This window comes from Anaeromicrobium sediminis (assembly GCF_002270055.1).
Classification (GTDB): Bacteria; Bacillota; Clostridia; order Peptostreptococcales; family Thermotaleaceae; genus Anaeromicrobium; species Anaeromicrobium sediminis.
Window position 1 is genome coordinate 36895 of record NZ_NIBG01000028.1, and the last position, 16530, is coordinate 53424.

The window sequence follows — 16530 nt, forward strand, 5'->3', positions numbered from 1 at the left end:
GAGAATGGATAAGATAGCAGTTCAAGTTAATGACTTAACTGTAGCATACCATAAAAAACCAGTCTTATGGGATATTGACTTAGAAATACCTTCAGGAATTTTGATGGGCATTGTAGGACCTAATGGTGCAGGAAAATCAACCCTAATAAAAACTATGATCAATTTAATTAAACCCCTTACAGGTAGGACTCTCTTTTGGGGAGAAGATTATAAGGTAAATAGGAAAAGGATCGCTTATGTTCCTCAAAGGGGGAGTGTGGATTGGGATTTTCCTACGAATGTATTAGATGTTGTGACTATGGGGACTTATGGAAAGCTTGGTTGGATCAAACGTCCAGGAAAAAAAGAAAAAGAAAAAGGGATTAAAGCTTTAGAAAAAGTAGATATGCTTTCTTATTCTCATAGACAAATAAGTCAATTATCTGGAGGGCAACAACAAAGAGTATTTTTAGCGAGAGCTTTAGTACAGGATGCAGATATATATTTTATGGATGAACCATTCCAAGGAGTAGATGCTAAAACAGAAAAAGCTATTATTAAGCTTTTAGAAGAATTAAAAGATAGAGGAAAAACAGTTGTAGTGGTGCACCATGATTTACACACAGTGCCAGAATATTTTGATTGGGTAACTTTATTAAATACGATTATCATAGACTATGGTCCTATGAAGGAAGCATTTACTGAAGAAAATCTGAAAAAAACCTACAAAAGTGCTATTGATGCTTTTTATAAGAATCATGAGGAAGTGGTTTAAATGGATTTACTACTCAATATATTTTCTGATTATACCTTAAGAATCGTTGCATTAGGTTCAGCTTTATTAGGAATTACTAGTGGTGCAATAGGTTGTTATGCTGTATTAAGAAAACAAAGTTTAATTGGAGATGCCGTATCCCATGCTGCCTTGCCTGGGATTGGCCTATCCTTTTTATTGATAGGATCAAAAAATACAGAATGGTTATTATTAGGAGCTTTTATTTCAGGATGGATCGCTACATTTGCAATAGGCAAGATAAATAGATTAAGCAGAATAAAATATGATAATGCCTTAGCCATGAGTTTAGCTGTATTCTTTGGATTTGGATTAGTAATTCTAACATATATTCAAAAGATCCCCAATTCTAATCAAGCAGGATTAGAAAAATTTTTATTTGGGCAAGCGTCTACCTTATTACAAAGAGATGTAGTGCTTATGGGGATAGTAGCATTTTTCACATTACTTCCTATTATAGTCTTTTGGAAGGAGTTTAAACTCCTTAGTTTTGATCCTAATTTTGCGGATACAATAGGATTTTCTACAAAAAAATTAGATATATTATTAACTACATTAATAGTAATATCTATCATTGTAGGACTACAAACTGTAGGGGTTATACTAATGAGTGCTATGCTAATTGCTCCGGCAGTAGCTGCAAGGCAATGGACAGATCGATTATCTGTGATGGTTATTTTGTCATCTATTTTAGGAGCTATAGCAGGAATCTGTGGAACTTTTATAAGCTCTTCAATCAGAAATATGCCTACAGGACCTATTATTGTAGTAGTTATCACCATAATTGTATTTGTATCATTACTAGTAGCACCTAACAGAGGTCTAATATGGAAAAAAATTAGAGAAGCGAAAAATAAAAAAGAAATAAATAGCAATAGGATATTAAGTATCTTATATGCATTATCTGTAAAACATGATAATCCCTATCATCCCCATGATTTAAATACTATTATCCACGGTCAAAATCGTGTAAAGCATTCTAAAAAATATTTGAGAAAAGAATTAAAGAAGTTAAAAATATCTGGATTAGTTGGTGAATATGAAAGCAATTTATGGGCCATTAATGAAAAGGGTATTGATAAAATTAAAGGGTTAGATTATATAGATCGGGGGGAAAGTTACCATGCTTAGTCCTCAAACAGAAATACAATTAATTGCTATAGTTGTAGCTGTAGCTTGTGCCATTCCAGGTGTGTTTTTAATATTAAGAAGAATGTCTATGATGTCAGATGCCATAAGTCATACGATTTTATTAGGAGTTGTGTTGGGATTCTTTATAACCCATGACCTTACTTCTCCACTATTAATATTAGGAGCTGCATTGATGGGGACCATAACTGTTTATTTAGTAGAGCTCATTTATAAAAGCAAGCTAGTTAGTGAAGATGCATCTATTGGTCTAATATTTCCCTTTCTGTTTAGTATAGGTGTTATATTAATCAGCATGAATGCAGGGGATGTACATTTAGATACAGATGCTGTATTATTAGGAGAAATTGCATTTGCCCCCTTTAATAGGTTCATTGTTGGAGGACAAGATATAGGGCCTAAAGCTTTGTATGTAATGAGTAGCATTTTGGTTTTGAATATCATTTACTTAACATTATTTTACAAAGAGTTAAAGCTATCTACTTTTGATGAAAAATTAGCTTTAGTTTTAGGTTTTTCTCCAATATTTATTCATTATTCCTTGATGACATTAGTATCCATCACTGCAGTAGGTGCTTTTGATTCTGTGGGAGCAGTTTTAGTTGTAGCTTTCATGGTTGGGCCTCCTGCTACAGCCTATTTATTGACAGACGATTTAAAAAAAATGATATTTTTAAGTATAGGAATAGGAGGAGTGTCCTCTGTATTAGGTTATTGGACTGCAGCTTTTTTCGATGTGGCTATAGCAGGTTCCATGGCTGTAATGGTAGGAGTTACTTTTTTAATAGTATTTATTGTAGCACCTAATAGAGGACTATTATCCATTATGAAGATCAGAAAAAAACAGAAATCTACGTATGCAACCATTTCTTTTTTGATGCATATTATCAATCATGAAAATACGCATATTGAAGAAACAGAATCTTCTATTTATACTATAAAGGATCATCTGGGGTGGGATAATACGTTTTTAGATGACGTAGTAAATAGAGCTAAAGAAAATCAATATATTACAATCAATGAAGAAGGAATTATCAAACCCACATTAAGTGGAAAAGAATATGCTCTTTTTAATTATTATGATTTTGTAGAAAGAGTATAGTTGAACACATAGTGACAGTTATATGAGTTATGTATTGTCTATACTTCATGCAAAGTTAAATAGAAATGACTAAAATAATCAAGAGTATTTTCCATATGTTTTAATTTGTTCTACTACGTCGTCAAACCGTCGTCAAAAGCGGTGAAAGTACTCACTCGGCGTCATGGATAGGAGTAGGAGGAGAAGGACGTCCTAGGCAGAAATACTGTATTGGCAGCGAAAAAAATCACCGATAAAGAATTTCCTAAACCGTGTGTCGGAGGTTCGAATCCTCTCGGGTGCGTCATATATAAGCCTCATTTTCCTTGTTTTTTCAAGGAAGATGAGGTTTTTTATTTTGTATGGGATTTGTAGTTAGTTGTGATTAGTTTCTAAAAAATCTTAGATGTGCTCGTCGTTACGACGTCGCGTTGGCGGCGTAGACGGTTTGGAGGGTGTTAGGGATTTCAAGGAGAGAGAATTATAGGTAGATGGATTTTGGGCTAAATAATATTTAGGATAATTAGAACTGAACCGTACCATAAATAACGACGATTTTCTTAAAATATGTTTCGACACACCATGCATGTGGAGGCGGTGTCACTACTAAAAAAGGTTGATTAATGACATTTGAAGTAACGATGTAAATTGTGAGAATGAATTAATCAAGGTGTGTCGGATGAATTATTAAGTAGATAGTATAATCCCTTATCATAGGAGCCTTTGATAAGGGATTATTTTAGTATGTGGATATATAAATTAATTTGCGAATTTAGGATATTTATGCTGAACCGTATCAAGGGCTGAGTTTTTATTGGAGATATGTTTCCAAATTACATACATGTTGAGACTGTGGTTTCCACAAAAGAAAATCAAGAATACTTAAAAGCTACATTAGACATATTAAATGCTAGTTTAGTTATACAATATACATTTTTATAAAAAAGAGCATTTACAAGGCATCTCACTATCTCAGATGATTTTTGCTTTATAAATAATGGTATTATTATGTTATCAAGTGACTATGATTTCTCAAACTGAGAATTACTTCTCAAATTGAGAAGTGAAATTAACTAAAAATTCAAATTATTATCAATATGAGAAGTTGTTATAACATTAACAATTAAACGATTAAAAATACAGCGTTTCGTTAACATATATTATGGCATGGTACTTGCGAGTATATATCAGTGACGTCAATTTATAAAGTTGTACAACTAAATATTGAATTTATAAACTTTAGTAAGGGGGAGTTTAATGATTGATAATTCATTAAATAAAAACGAAAGCATGAATAAGAAAAAAAGTGCTTTTAGGTTTAAGATGCCAAGCACAGCAGCTCTGTTATTCATTATGATATTAGTAGTTACTATTGGAACATACATAATCCCAGCTGGTGAGTTTCAAAGGGTTGTTGATGAGGGAACAAACAGAACTATAGTAGTAGCTGGAACATATGAAAAAGTCGAACAAAGTCCTGTTGGAATACAACGAATGCTTTCATCAGTGTACAGAGGTTTGACAAGTGCATCTGATATAATTGCGTTTATATTTGTTGTAGGTGGTTCTTTTGGATTAGTATCTGCAAGTGGTGCAATTAATGCTGCCCTAGGAAATTTAATAAAAACTTTTTCTGGAAGGGAAAGTGCACTGATAGCAATTTTAATGACCTCATTTGCTATCTGTGGTGCAACTTTTGGGATGGCTGAAGAAGCACTTCCCTTTGTAGCAATACTTGTCACGGCATCCTTAGCTTTAGGCTTTGATGAAGTCGTTGGGGTTGCTATGGTTGTAGTCGGTATTTACTGTGGATATTCAGCTGGACCATTAAATCCATTTAATACAGGAATTGCGCAGGGAATTGCTGAATTGCCTCTGTTCTCTGGGCTTGGACTTAGAATGGTACTTATGGCTGGAGGCCTATTAATTGCTGTTCACCATACAATTAGATATGCAAAGAAAGTAAAAGAATCAGGTGTTACACAGCTTGATGAAAACGCAATCTTAGAACTTAGTAAAAGAAAAGAAGAACTAAATATAGAAATGACAAATAGACATAAACTGATTTTATTTGTATTAGCATGTACAATAGGGATTTTGGTTTATGGTGTATTAAAATTTGGTTGGTATTTTGCGGAAATCTCAGCTTTATTCTTAGGAATGGCATTACTTGTTGGTTTAATATCCTATGGCAAGAATTTTGAAGAAATTTGTAGTACATTCCTAAAAGGTGCAGGAGAAATGACTAGTGCAGCAATTTTCGTAGGTTTATCTCGTGCCATTTTGGTTGTTACTCAAGATGGAAAGATAATGGATACGATTGTAAACGCACTTTCAATTCCATTAAGTAATTTGAATAGCATTTTTGCAGCATGGGGTATGTATATTGCTCAAGGGTTTATCAATTTTATAATACCATCTTCAACTGGGCAGGCTGTTGTAGTTATGCCAATAATGTCATCTCTTAGTGATTTAACTGGAGTAACAAGACAGGTTGCAGTTCTAGCATTTGAAGCAGGTGATGGATACTGGAATATGATAACGCCAACACATCCTGTAGTTATGGCGTCAATTGGCCTTGCTGGTATTTCGTTTTCTAAATGGTTTAAGTTCGCTTTAGGACTTGTGGCTAAATGGACAGTCTGGATTTTAACGATACTTGCTGTTGCTGTAACTATAAATTGGGGACCTTTTTAAATTATATAATAAGGAGATTGATGAAATATGAAAAAAACATATGCAATATTAGGTGCAGGAAATGGTGGGCAAGCAATAGCTGGTTATATTTCGAGTCTAGGTTATAGAGTAAGGTTATATGATCCAATGACTGAGGTTGTGAATAAATTAAATGAGAGAGGTTCGATTAAACTAACAGGTATTTATGATTCTGAAAATAAAATTGAACTAGTGTCTACTGATTTGAAAAAAGTTGTAAAAGGTGCAGATATAGTAATGGTTGTTAATCCATCCATATACCATAGGGATATGGCGATTAATTGTGCGCCATTTATTGAAGAAAATCAGTTTATATTTTTACATCCAGGCGGAACTTTTGGAGCTTTTGCATTTAAAAAAGGCCTTGAAGATGGAGGGTGTAAATTTGATGTTCCTATTGCAGAAAGTAATACGCTTATATATGCGTGCAGAGCTGTGGAGGCCGGTATAGTGAATGTTGCTGGGAAAAAGGATCGATTACTTGTTGCAACATTTCCAGCAGCTAACAATGAAATGGTTTGTAATAGTTTAAAAGAAATATATGAAGAAATTGAACCTGCCAGTAATGTATTAGTAACAAGTTTTGACAATACAAATCCAATTTTTCATCCAGCACCAACGCTTTTGAGTACTTCGTGGGTGGAATCGGATAAGGATTTTTTATACTATTATGAAGGAATAAGTAATTCTATTGGACAATTCATTATTGAAATGGACAAAGAAAGGATAGAGGTCGGAAAAGCACTTGGATTAGAATATGGTACAGATTTAATAAGTTCTTTTGATCAATATGAATTAGAATACAATTGTAAAGGCGATAATATTATGGAAGTAGTTAGAAACGTAGGAGCTTATGAAGGTATAAAAGGTCCTAATTCATTAAAAACGAGATATTTATATGAAGATATTCCAATGGGGTTGGTTGCAATTGCCTCGTTGGGAGATGCTCTGGGGATAAATGTTGAAAGAATAAAACTAATTATTTCACTTGGTGAAAAATTACTAAATGAAGATTTCTATACGAATTCCAGGAATTTAAAAAATTTAGGTCTTGAGAATATGTCTTCAGAAGAGATTTTTAATTTTGCGATAACAGGTCAAAAGTGATAATATTATTAGAAGAGAAGATTGGAGATTATTCACCAATCTTCTTTGTATATAAGTTAAAGTTTCTATTTGATTGAATATGAGGTGCTAATATGACTTATTTAAAAGAAATTGGTGAATACGTTCAAACAACAGCAGAGGTTATTTCATCAATATTGGATATGCAAGTAATAATATGTGATACGGATTTGGAGTTGGTAGGAGACAGTTATCCGGATTTTTCTCCAAAGGACAGCAGAATTAGTCATGAATCTATTCTTACTGAAGTAATGGAATTGGGTAAAAACGTAGTGCTCGATTCAAATGAATCGCACCAAGGGTGTGCAAAATGTGCCAACAGAGAAAAATGTAACGTTATTTCAATAGTCGGTATGCCTATCATTTATGAAGATAATATTATAGGTAGTATAGGGATATTAGCTGAATCTCAAAATTCTAAGGAAATTTTACTGTCAAAAAAAGAATATTATATGGGATTTATTAGTAAAATGTCAGATCTGCTTATTAGCAAGGTAAGAGAAAGAAAAAAGAATATTGAACTGAAGATTTTGAGGAAAAGGCTTCTGTCAATAGTAGATTCTATTGATGGGGCATTGATTTCCTCTGATGGATCAGGCCATATTATTCATTGGAATACAAATATAAAGGACTTTTTTAATATTTCAGATTTGAAAGGAAAGAAAATCCACCTTTATGACATAATACAACATCCATCAATAAGGGAATTAGTTGAAAAGGGAATTGAATTTAAAAATAAGGAAATTGTGTTTAATCGAGATGGAAAAACGACATATGCTTTAATTTCTGGAAAAACGATTGATTTGGATGATTACAAATACGGAGCAGTTATTGTACTAAAAAAACTTACTGATGTTTATGATGAAGTAAATGATCTTTCAAATAACAGAATTACTACAAATTTTAATCAAATTGTTGGTAGTAGCAAACAAATCAATATCATAAAAAACAAGGCACAAATGGTATCAAATAGTAAGTCAACTGTTTTAATACAAGGTGAAAGCGGAACGGGAAAAGAAGTTTTTGCAAGGGCTATTCACTATACTAGTAAGCTGAAGGATAAACCGTTTATTGCAATCAATTGTGCGGCCATACCTGATAATTTGCTTGAGAGTGAATTGTTCGGGTATGATGAAGGTGCATTTAGTGGAGCTAAAAAGGGTGGTAAAATTGGAAAGTTTCAACTCGCAGAGGGTGGAACAATATTTTTAGATGAGATTGGTGAAATGCCTCTCCATTTACAAACAAAATTACTAAGAGTATTGCAAGAAAGATATATTGAAAGACTAGGTAGTAATACGAGTATACCAATAAATGTAAGGGTCATTGCAGCTACAAATAAAAAATTGGAAGAAATGATATTAACAAAAGAATTCAGAGAAGATCTGTATTATAGATTAAATGTCATTCCTATCAGAATTCCTTCTTTAAGGGAAAGAAAGGAAGATATTCCCTTTTTGTTAGAATATTTTTTAGAAATAAATAACAAGCTGTTAGGAAAATCAATAAAGGGATATACTGAAGATGCTATGAAAACATTAATTAACTACGATTGGAGAGGAAATGTGAGAGAATTACAGAATCTTGTTGAGTATGTAGTTAATATGGCGCCAAGTGATTATATTAGAAAAGAAGATATACCAGCTCGATTACTTAATAACTTTAGAAATAGTGACGCTTCAGGAAATATAGATAAAAATAGTGAAGATGCATTTGATATTAATGAGAATTACAAAGTTGAATCTTTAGACGACATTATTAAAAGGAATATTATAAAAGCATTAAAGTATTTTGGTGATGACTTGGCTGGTAAGGAAATGGCATCAAAAGTCCTTGGCATAAGCAGAGCTACCTTATATAGAAAAATTAAAGAATATAATATTGTATAGGAATGATATAAACATATTATTAATGATTTTTTATTAAGCTCTTAGACTTAAAAAAAGAATAGTAATACTCAAGGGGTTTGTTTTTATGCAAAAAATTCAAATTCATTTATAAATTAATTATGTAGACGATCACATGTTTTTCAGATATGTGATTTTTTTATTGAAACAAAAAATATTAGGAAACGCAGAGGCACGATTAATTGTCTCGATTTATGATTCATTTTTGTGTATATGATACTTCAAAGGATTTTATATTTTACCTAAATATTCTTCAAATGATATATTTCGATTTACAATTTCTTTTGCAGTTTCCCTTCCAACATAACGAAGATGCCATGGTTCATATTGATATCCTGTAATGGATTCTTTTCCTTCCTCATAACGTATGATAAATCCAAATCTAGGTGCATTTTCTTTAATCCATTTTCCCTCTTTTGTTTCTTCAAAGGATTGTGTTAAACGATAATTTACTGCTGGACTAGATACATCTATGGCTAATCCCGTTTGATGTTCACTTTCTCCAGGTTTGGCACTAAATTGATTAGTCTTTTCCACTCCGTATTTGTTAACATCTGACGCAAATATTGATTTTTGGCGATTGTATGAGCGATATCCTGATACTGCAATGAACCCAACATAATATTAACTGTCTTTACTTTAAGTTTTGGCAGTCTTTCTTTTATGTAAATTTCAATACTTCTCTGTAGGTTTTCTTTTCCTTTGGTTTCTTTTCCTTTTCTCTGCAGGCCATGGAATTCTTTAGCAAATTCACTTAAGTTTTGATCCAGATATAATTCAACTATATAACCATCTTGACCTTTAATTAATTTATGATTAATAAAATATTTCATTTTTTCACCACCTTTTTCTTTATTGTTTCTTAGGGAAAAGTGAATTATTCTACTTGTATTTTCATATTTTACGGGAAGGTTATTTTGACTCCATATTTCTAATATGATAAATTCTTCTTATAGGTAGATTAATCCATTTCATTGATGGGAATTTATAATGAGATGATTAAAGAATTAATATGCAATGTATATCATTAAAAAAGAAAGGTTGTGGAATTATGAAGCATTGGCTTTATCCAGCAAATCCTAAAATTTATGATATTGTTTCTGCGTTTACGCGTGCAGATGAAACTCCTTGGCCCATGAGCAGCAAAGTGGAGTTAGATGATTTTATATATATCTATGGAGGACAACCCTATAAGCAGGTCCTATTTAAATGTAAGGTCATTGATATTGGGTTACCACCTGAAGCAGTTATAGAAAAAGCAGAAAAATATATAAAAGTATCTGGTAAAACACCAGATAAACCATTTATGATGTTAAAGACAGTTTATGAGTTTGAAATGAATTCAAGTAGTCCTGTTTCATTTCATATGATGAAACAGAATGGACTAAAGGGTAGCATTATGGGTCCACGATGCTTAGAGAATAACCTAGAATTACTGAAATATATTCGAAGTATGGAAGAATAATATGAGTTGTTTTATAGATTAAGATTTTTGGACAATTTAAAAATATGAGGTGATAATATGGATTTACAAAAAGTAAGAGACTATTTTTTAAGTAAACCAGGTACTGTGGAGGATACTCCCTTTCGTATACCTGTTCCCGTGTTCAAGGTTGGAGATAAAATGTTTGGATTGATCAATATTCATGAACCTGATAAGGAAAGTATCAATCTAAAATACCCAAAGGATAGAATACATGATTTACGTTCAGTTTTTGCTGAAATTCAACCAGGATACCATATGAACAAGGATAATTGGAATACGGTATATTTAGATGGACAATTGGAGGAGGATTTTATTTTTGAGTTGATTGATATATCATATGATTTAGTATTTAAGTCATTAACAAAAAAGAAACAAAAAGAAATATCAGAGATGGATATATAGATAATTTATTATTTTACATACTTTTTACATAATTACCATACTTTTTTACCACATTTGGAAGTTATTATATAAGTACAAGGAACAACAAAACAAAACTTTTAGAGGAGTGGTAATTATGTTAAATAAAAAAATTATGAAATTGATGATGACAACTAGTTTATGTGTAGCTTTATTTATTCCATCTATGGCTTTTGCAGATGATACAGTAGAAAATGTTAATGAACCAAATGGAAAAAGAAAGTTTTTACAGGAAAGATTAGAAAATTTTAAAGATAAGATGAACGAGAAGAAAGAAGAAAGACAAATTAAAAGAGAAGAAAGAAAAGAAAACAGAGCAGAGAAAAAGGAAGAGTTATTAGAAATCATTAATGAATATGCATTAGATACGTTAGACGATTGGGAAGAAGCATTTGATGATCATAAGGAAGTTCACCAAGAAATCCATGAGATTAAGAGTGAATTAAGAACAGAAAAAAAGGAAACCGTAAAAGAAGACCTTAAGGAAATGAAGGAAGAGATAAAAGAAAAGCTTCAAGCGGGAGAAATCACAAGGGAAGAAGCTAAAGATGAGCTAAAGACTTATATGAAATCTATTAAGGAAGAAAGAAAAGAAATCATTGGAGAGAAGAAAGAAGAACTTGCAGATGAGATTGAGGCACAAAAATTAAGACGTGAAGAAGTTAAAAAGCTTAGAAAAGAGTTAGTAGAAGCTGTTAACAACGAGGACTCTGAATCAGTAATGGATATTTTAGATTCCTTATATGACCATCTATTAGATCACATTGAATTTGATAATGAAAAACTTGAAGTAATTGAAAGTATAGAGTTATAATATATGGATAAGCCCCTTTACATAAAGGGGTTTATTTAATTTTTTAAAAGATACTATAACAATAGATAATGGAGAAGATGGATATGAGTTATATCATTAATATACTTATAAATTATGGAGTAATAGGGATTATGATAGCTGCCTTTTTTGAACCTATTCTTATGCCTGTACCTATGGAATTTGTTTCTATTCCTATTGCCTTATTAAATCAAGATAAAGCCCTTTTATATTCAATAATACTAATATTATTTTCTGCTCTAGGATCAACTGTGGGGTACTATATAGGTAAATTTTTAAGTGGAACTTTATTAAATAAATTTGTTTCAGCAGAGAATGTTAGTAAGCTGAAAAATTTATATGAGAAAAATTCATTTTTAACAATTCTAACTTCTGCATTTACTCCTATACCCTATGAGGCATATGTATTATCTGCCGGTATATTTAATATAGGTTTTACAAAATTTATCATGGCAGCCCTTATTAGTAGGTGCATAAGACATTTACCTCAAGGAATTATAATATCCTTGTATGGAGATGTTTTTTTAGGAAATTTGAAAAATTATACCATGATTATGGGGCTAATTATATTCATAATAATATTGTTATTAAGGTATTTATTTAGAAAAAATAATAGTAATACTCAATAAATTTATTCTTATGGAAAAAATTCAATTGATTTATAAATTAGTTATATGGATGATCACATATTTTCTAGGTATGTGATTTTTTTATTGGAATAAAAAACATTAGGAAGTTTAGGGACAAGATTAATTGTACCGATTTATGATTTATGTAAGATGATTGTACCTTAATTTTAAAATAAATGGGATACATTGGTAGATACAAAAAGAAGGAAATTATTGAAAAATGTCGAATTTTATTGAAATATAATGCTTTTATGAGAAAATTTTGAAATTAACAAATGTTAATACCACAATAATAACAAAATTATTGAAAGATAAGGATTCAAAACCATGAATCTAAGGGGATAAATTATTATAATTGCTAGTTTGTCAAATTATTCAATATAAAGTTGTCCTACAATAGGACCTTTTGTATTTGTAAAAATAGAGTGAGCTTCTATCAGTTAAAAAGGAGGTGAAAGGTAAGCTTTGTCATTGATGAAGATCATATAAAATGGCTACTGGATAGGATAATTAAAACAGAAATACACATTAAAGGGGGAAGTTGTGTGAAAAGCTTAAAATACAAAATCACCATACCTGTAGTAATATTTGCTATAATAGGAATCTTAATATTATCAGGAACTGCATATTTTCAGGCAAAAAAAATAATTATTAATGATGTAGAACAGATAGCACAAAGCAAAGTAGATAAGCTTGTAATACTTGCAGATGATAAAATTCATGAATGGAAAGAGGTAATTGAACTACTGTCTTCCATAGATGCAGTGAGAAATATGGATTATGAAGGCCTTAAAAAGTTTATTTCTTATAATGATCATACATTTAACCAATTTGAAGCTATTATTATTTCTGATAAAGACGGAAAGTATTTAAGCACCAACGGAAAAGGTGGAAACATTGCTGATAGGAACTATTTTCCTAAGGTTATGGCTGGGCAGATAGTTGTATCAGAGGCAGTAATATCAAAATCCACAGGAAATCCTATTGTGGTAGTTGGAGCTCCTATTAAAGATGATAGTGGAAATGTTGTAGGTCTAATTGGAGGAACAGTAAATTTATCTCGTATAACGGATTTAGTAAATGCTGAAAAATTGGGAGATACGGGATATGCTTATATGATTGATCAAGAAGGTTTGATTATGGCTCATCCTAAAGAGGAATTTATTCTTAATGAAAACTTTTTAAATAGTAAAAGTAAGACTCTCGTAGAAATAACAAAGAAAATGATAAAAGGTGAAACTGGCGTAGATAGTTATGAATTTGAAGGGACAGACAAAATAGCAGCTTATAAACCACTACATTCTACTGGATGGTCCATTGCAATGACTACATATTATAGTGAAGTAACAGCGAGTGTATCAAAATTTAGAAATGTTATAGTTATGATTGGATTTGCCATGATATGTGTAATCGGCATGTTAATATATTTTTTAATAAATAAATCTATGAAGCCTATTATACAAATGGCTGAGGTTACAAAAGACGTAGCTTCAGGGAATTTACAGGTGAAAGTGGATGTAAAGAGTAATGATGAAATAGGCATTCTTGCGGATAATTTTAATCATATGATTGAAAATATGCGAGGCGTATTAGGAGAAATGAATGAAATGGGAATGACGGTAGCTTCAACATCACAGCAAATGATGGCTTCAACAGAGGAGGCTGGCAAAGTTTCAGAACAAGTAGCAAATACCATATCAGAACTAGCAAAGGGAGCTACGGAACAGGCATCTTCTACTCAAAGGAGTAGTCATATGGTAAATCAATTAATAACTGGAATTACCGAAATAGCTGAATCTACTAATGGGGCAGAAAAAGTTACTGTTATTGCAAAGGAAACGGTTGATGCAGGAATACAAATTGTAGAATATCAAAAGAATAAAACCTTAGAAAACAAGCAGGCATCTGTAAATGTTGGAAATGAAATATTTGCATTATCAGAGAAATCACAACAGATTGGACAAATTGTAGAGTTAATAAGGAGTATTGCAGAACAAACTAATTTGCTAGCGTTAAATGCAGCTATTGAAGCAGCCAGAGCAGGAGAACAGGGAAGAGGATTTGCTGTTGTTGCTGAAGAAGTAAGGAAATTAGCGGAAGAATCAAGTACAGCAACACAAAATATTGGTGACCTTATAAACCAAATACAAACAGGCGTAGAAAATGCTGTAAAAGAAATGGGTAAGGCAAAAACTGTGGTAGATGAACAAGAGAGAGCTGTAGAGCAAACAGTAAAGGTATTTGATGACACATTAAAAGCTGTTGAACATATTACAAATACGGTAAAAGAAGCTAGACAGGCTTGTGAAATCTTAAATGAAAGTTCACAGGTAGTAGGGGATAATATAGATAATATTGCAAGTATCACACAACAAAATGCTGCTGGAACTGAAGAAGTGGCAGCTTCTACAGAAGAACAAACAGCTACGTTAGAGCAACTATCAGCATCAGCAGAACAACTTGCAAATCTTTCAGGTAAACTGCAGGAATCTATACAGAGATTTAATATATAATGGAGTAGGAGCTAAATAATTATAAATTGACTATATAGATAATCACATATTTTTTGAATATGTGATTTTTTTATTGAAATAAGAAATATTAGTAAATATAAGAAATGATTAACAACCTGTGACTTATGGCCTAATTATAAAAATTGGGCCACATAGATATATGCAAAAAGAAGGATATTGTTGAAATGAATCGAAATACATTGAAATATAATATTTTTGAGAGAAATTTCACAATCATATAAATGTTAATATGGCCATAATAGAAAACTTATTGAAAGATAAGGATTCAAAAACAGGAATATAAGGTGCATAAATCACTATAATGGCTAGTTTGTCAAATTTTTAAATATAAAGCTGTCCTACAATAGGACTTTTTATAATTATAAAAATAGGGTGAGGTTCTACCAGTTAAAAAGGAGGTGAAAGGTCAGATTTGTCATTGATGAAAATCATATACAATGGCCACTGGATAGGATAATCAGAAAAGAAAGACATATTAAAGGGGGAAGGAATATGAAAAGTTTAAAATACAAAATCACCATACCTGTAGTAATATTTGCTATAATAGGAATTTTTGTATTATCAGGAACTGCATTTTTTCAGGCAAAAAAAATAATTATTAATGATGTAGAACAGATTGCGGAAAATAAAGTGCAGAAGCTTGTAATACTTGCAGATGATAAAATACATGAATGGAAGGATATAATTGAACTACTGTCTTCCATAGAGGCAGTGAAAAATATAGATTATGAAGGGACTAAAAAATTTGTTTCTGATAACGGTCATGTACTTAAAGACTTTGAAGCTATCATTATGTCTGATAAAGATGGAAAGTATTTAAGTAGCAATGGAAAAGGTGGAAATATTGCTGGGAGGGACTATTTCCCTAAGGTTATGGCTGGTCAGGTAGTCGTATCAGAGCCAGTAATATCAAAATCCACAGGAAATCCTATTGTGGTAGTTGCAGCTCCTATTAAAGATGATAGTAGAAACGTTGTAGGTTTAATTGGAGGAACAGTAAATTTATCTCTTATAACAGACTTAGTGAATGCTGAAAAATTAGGAGAGACGGGATATGCTTATATGATTAACCAAGAAGGTTTGGTTATGGCTCATCCAAAAGAAGAAATGATACTTAAATATAATGCTTTACAAACAGGAAGTGCGTCTCAAATAGACCTTACTAAAAAGATGGTAAAAGGGGAAGCTAGCGTATACAATTATGAATTTGGAGGTGCTAAAAAATTTGCAGCTTATGCGCCTTTACATACTACTGGATGGGCCATCGCAATGACTGCAAATTATAGTGAAGTAACAAATAGTGTATCAAAATTTAGAAACATTATACTTATGATTGGATTGGCTATGATAGGTGTAATCGGCATGCTAATATATTTTTTAATCAATAAATCTATGAAGCCTATTATACAAATGGCTGAGGTTACAAAAGATGTAGCTTCAGGGAATTTACAAGTGAAAGTGGATGTAAAGAGCAACGATGAAATAGGTATTCTTGCAGATAATTTTAATAATATGATTGAAAATATGCGAGGCGTATTAGGCGAAATGAATGAAATGGGAATGACGGTAGCTTCAACATCACAGCAAATGATGGCTTCAACAGAGGAGGCTGGCAAAGTTTCAGAACAAGTAGCAAATACCATATCAGAACTAGCAAAGGGTGCTACGGAACAGGCATCTTCTACTCAAAGAGGTAGTCATATGGTAAATCAATTAATAACTGGAATTACTGAAATAGCCGAATCAACCAATGGGGCAGAAAAGGTTACTGTTATGGCAAAGGAAACGGTTGATGCAGGAATACAAATTGTAGAATATCAAAAGAATAAAATGTTAGAAAACAAGCAGGCAACTATAAATGTTGGAAATGAAATATTTGC

14 protein-coding genes and 1 riboswitch are annotated in these 16530 nt (G+C 31.8%); of the genes, 12 read left to right on the top strand and 2 right to left on the bottom strand.

Annotation, left to right across the window (positions count from 1 at the left end):
• Nucleotides 1-4 precede the first annotated feature (4 nt).
• The 6 genes from CCE28_RS19645 to CCE28_RS19670 all read left to right on the top strand — a co-directional run bounded on the left by CCE28_RS19645 (nucleotide 5) and on the right by CCE28_RS19670 (nucleotide 8731).
• Nucleotides 5-754, top strand: coding sequence for a metal ABC transporter ATP-binding protein (locus CCE28_RS19645; protein ID WP_176461932.1), 750 nt, complete (start codon nucleotides 5-7; stop codon nucleotides 752-754).
• Entirely contained in the window at nucleotides 755-1903 is a 1149-nt protein-coding gene (locus CCE28_RS19650; protein ID WP_095135589.1) for a metal ABC transporter permease, read from the top strand.
• Nucleotides 1896-3023 carry a metal ABC transporter permease gene (locus CCE28_RS19655; protein WP_095135590.1) on the top strand — a complete coding sequence of 376 codons (1128 nt, stop codon included), beginning with the start codon at nucleotides 1896-1898 and terminating at the stop codon, nucleotides 3021-3023. Before CCE28_RS19650 ends, CCE28_RS19655 begins: the two co-directional genes overlap by 8 nt.
• A 1269-nt stretch (nucleotides 3024-4292) precedes the next feature.
• Complete coding sequence (locus CCE28_RS19660; protein ID WP_176461933.1) at nucleotides 4293-5699, top strand: YfcC family protein; 1407 nt, start codon at nucleotides 4293-4295, stop codon at nucleotides 5697-5699.
• A gap of 27 nt (nucleotides 5700-5726) precedes the next feature.
• Entirely contained in the window at nucleotides 5727-6824 is a 1098-nt protein-coding gene (locus CCE28_RS19665) for an NAD/NADP-dependent octopine/nopaline dehydrogenase family protein (protein WP_095135594.1), read from the top strand.
• A 92-nt stretch (nucleotides 6825-6916) separates the two neighbouring features.
• Complete coding sequence (locus CCE28_RS19670; RefSeq protein WP_095135596.1) at nucleotides 6917-8731, top strand: sigma 54-interacting transcriptional regulator; 1815 nt, start codon at nucleotides 6917-6919, stop codon at nucleotides 8729-8731.
• Between the two features lie 249 nt (nucleotides 8732-8980).
• Here CCE28_RS19670 and CCE28_RS19675 read toward each other — a convergent pair whose 3' ends face one another.
• Both CCE28_RS19675 and CCE28_RS22620 read right to left on the bottom strand, forming a co-directional pair.
• Nucleotides 8981-9316 (bottom strand): M15 family metallopeptidase, encoded by a 336-nt coding sequence (locus CCE28_RS19675; RefSeq protein ID WP_242973039.1) that lies wholly within the window; start codon nucleotides 9314-9316, stop codon nucleotides 8981-8983.
• Nucleotides 9226-9582 carry a hypothetical protein gene (locus CCE28_RS22620; RefSeq protein ID WP_242973036.1) on the bottom strand — a complete coding sequence of 119 codons (357 nt, stop codon included), beginning with the start codon at nucleotides 9580-9582 and terminating at the stop codon, nucleotides 9226-9228. The genes CCE28_RS19675 and CCE28_RS22620 overlap by 91 nt, the downstream gene beginning before the upstream one ends.
• A 218-nt stretch (nucleotides 9583-9800) precedes the next feature.
• On the opposite strand from CCE28_RS22620, the gene CCE28_RS19680 reads away from it, so the two are divergent.
• The 6 genes from CCE28_RS19680 to CCE28_RS19705 form a co-directional block, all read left to right on the top strand.
• Nucleotides 9801-10214 (top strand): hypothetical protein, encoded by a 414-nt coding sequence (locus CCE28_RS19680; RefSeq protein WP_095135600.1) that lies wholly within the window; start codon nucleotides 9801-9803, stop codon nucleotides 10212-10214.
• Nucleotides 10215-10271: 57 nt separating this feature from the next.
• On the top strand, nucleotides 10272-10637 hold the full coding sequence (locus CCE28_RS19685) for an MmcQ/YjbR family DNA-binding protein (RefSeq protein WP_095135602.1): 366 nt from the start codon (nucleotides 10272-10274) through the stop codon (nucleotides 10635-10637).
• 115 nt (nucleotides 10638-10752) lie between these two features.
• On the top strand, nucleotides 10753-11469 hold the full coding sequence (locus tag CCE28_RS19690; protein WP_095135604.1) for a hypothetical protein: 717 nt from the start codon (nucleotides 10753-10755) through the stop codon (nucleotides 11467-11469).
• A gap of 83 nt (nucleotides 11470-11552) precedes the next feature.
• Complete coding sequence (locus CCE28_RS19695) at nucleotides 11553-12116, top strand: YqaA family protein (protein WP_176461934.1); 564 nt, start codon at nucleotides 11553-11555, stop codon at nucleotides 12114-12116.
• Between the two features lie 545 nt (nucleotides 12117-12661).
• Nucleotides 12662-14629 carry a methyl-accepting chemotaxis protein gene (locus CCE28_RS19700; RefSeq protein WP_095135608.1) on the top strand — a complete coding sequence of 656 codons (1968 nt, stop codon included), beginning with the start codon at nucleotides 12662-12664 and terminating at the stop codon, nucleotides 14627-14629.
• A 251-nt stretch (nucleotides 14630-14880) separates the two neighbouring features.
• Nucleotides 14881-14968, top strand: a riboswitch (cyclic di-GMP riboswitch).
• 174 nt (nucleotides 14969-15142) lie between these two features.
• Nucleotides 15143-16530: methyl-accepting chemotaxis protein (locus tag CCE28_RS19705; protein WP_141228393.1), on the top strand; the 1388-nt coding region annotated here is incomplete at its 3' end.

Bases quoted from the DNA above. Each gene is read 5' to 3' on its own strand.
- CCE28_RS22620 (WP_242973036.1), bottom strand. From the start codon at position 9,582: ATGAAATATTTTATTAATCATAAATTAATTAAAGGTCAAGATGGTTAT.
- CCE28_RS19650 (WP_095135589.1), top strand. From the start codon at position 755: ATGGATTTACTACTCAATATATTTTCTGATTATACCTTAAGAATCGTT.
- CCE28_RS19670 (WP_095135596.1), top strand. From the start codon at position 6,917: ATGACTTATTTAAAAGAAATTGGTGAATACGTTCAAACAACAGCAGAG.
- CCE28_RS19660 (WP_176461933.1), top strand. From the start codon at position 4,293: ATGAATAAGAAAAAAAGTGCTTTTAGGTTTAAGATGCCAAGCACAGCA.
- CCE28_RS19665 (WP_095135594.1), top strand. From the start codon at position 5,727: ATGAAAAAAACATATGCAATATTAGGTGCAGGAAATGGTGGGCAAGCA.
- CCE28_RS19690 (WP_095135604.1), top strand. From the start codon at position 10,753: ATGTTAAATAAAAAAATTATGAAATTGATGATGACAACTAGTTTATGT.
- CCE28_RS19695 (WP_176461934.1), top strand. From the start codon at position 11,553: ATGAGTTATATCATTAATATACTTATAAATTATGGAGTAATAGGGATT.
- CCE28_RS19680 (WP_095135600.1), top strand. From the start codon at position 9,801: ATGAAGCATTGGCTTTATCCAGCAAATCCTAAAATTTATGATATTGTT.
- CCE28_RS19655 (WP_095135590.1), top strand. From the start codon at position 1,896: ATGCTTAGTCCTCAAACAGAAATACAATTAATTGCTATAGTTGTAGCT.
- CCE28_RS19685 (WP_095135602.1), top strand. From the start codon at position 10,272: ATGGATTTACAAAAAGTAAGAGACTATTTTTTAAGTAAACCAGGTACT.
- CCE28_RS19645 (WP_176461932.1), top strand. From the start codon at position 5: ATGGATAAGATAGCAGTTCAAGTTAATGACTTAACTGTAGCATACCAT.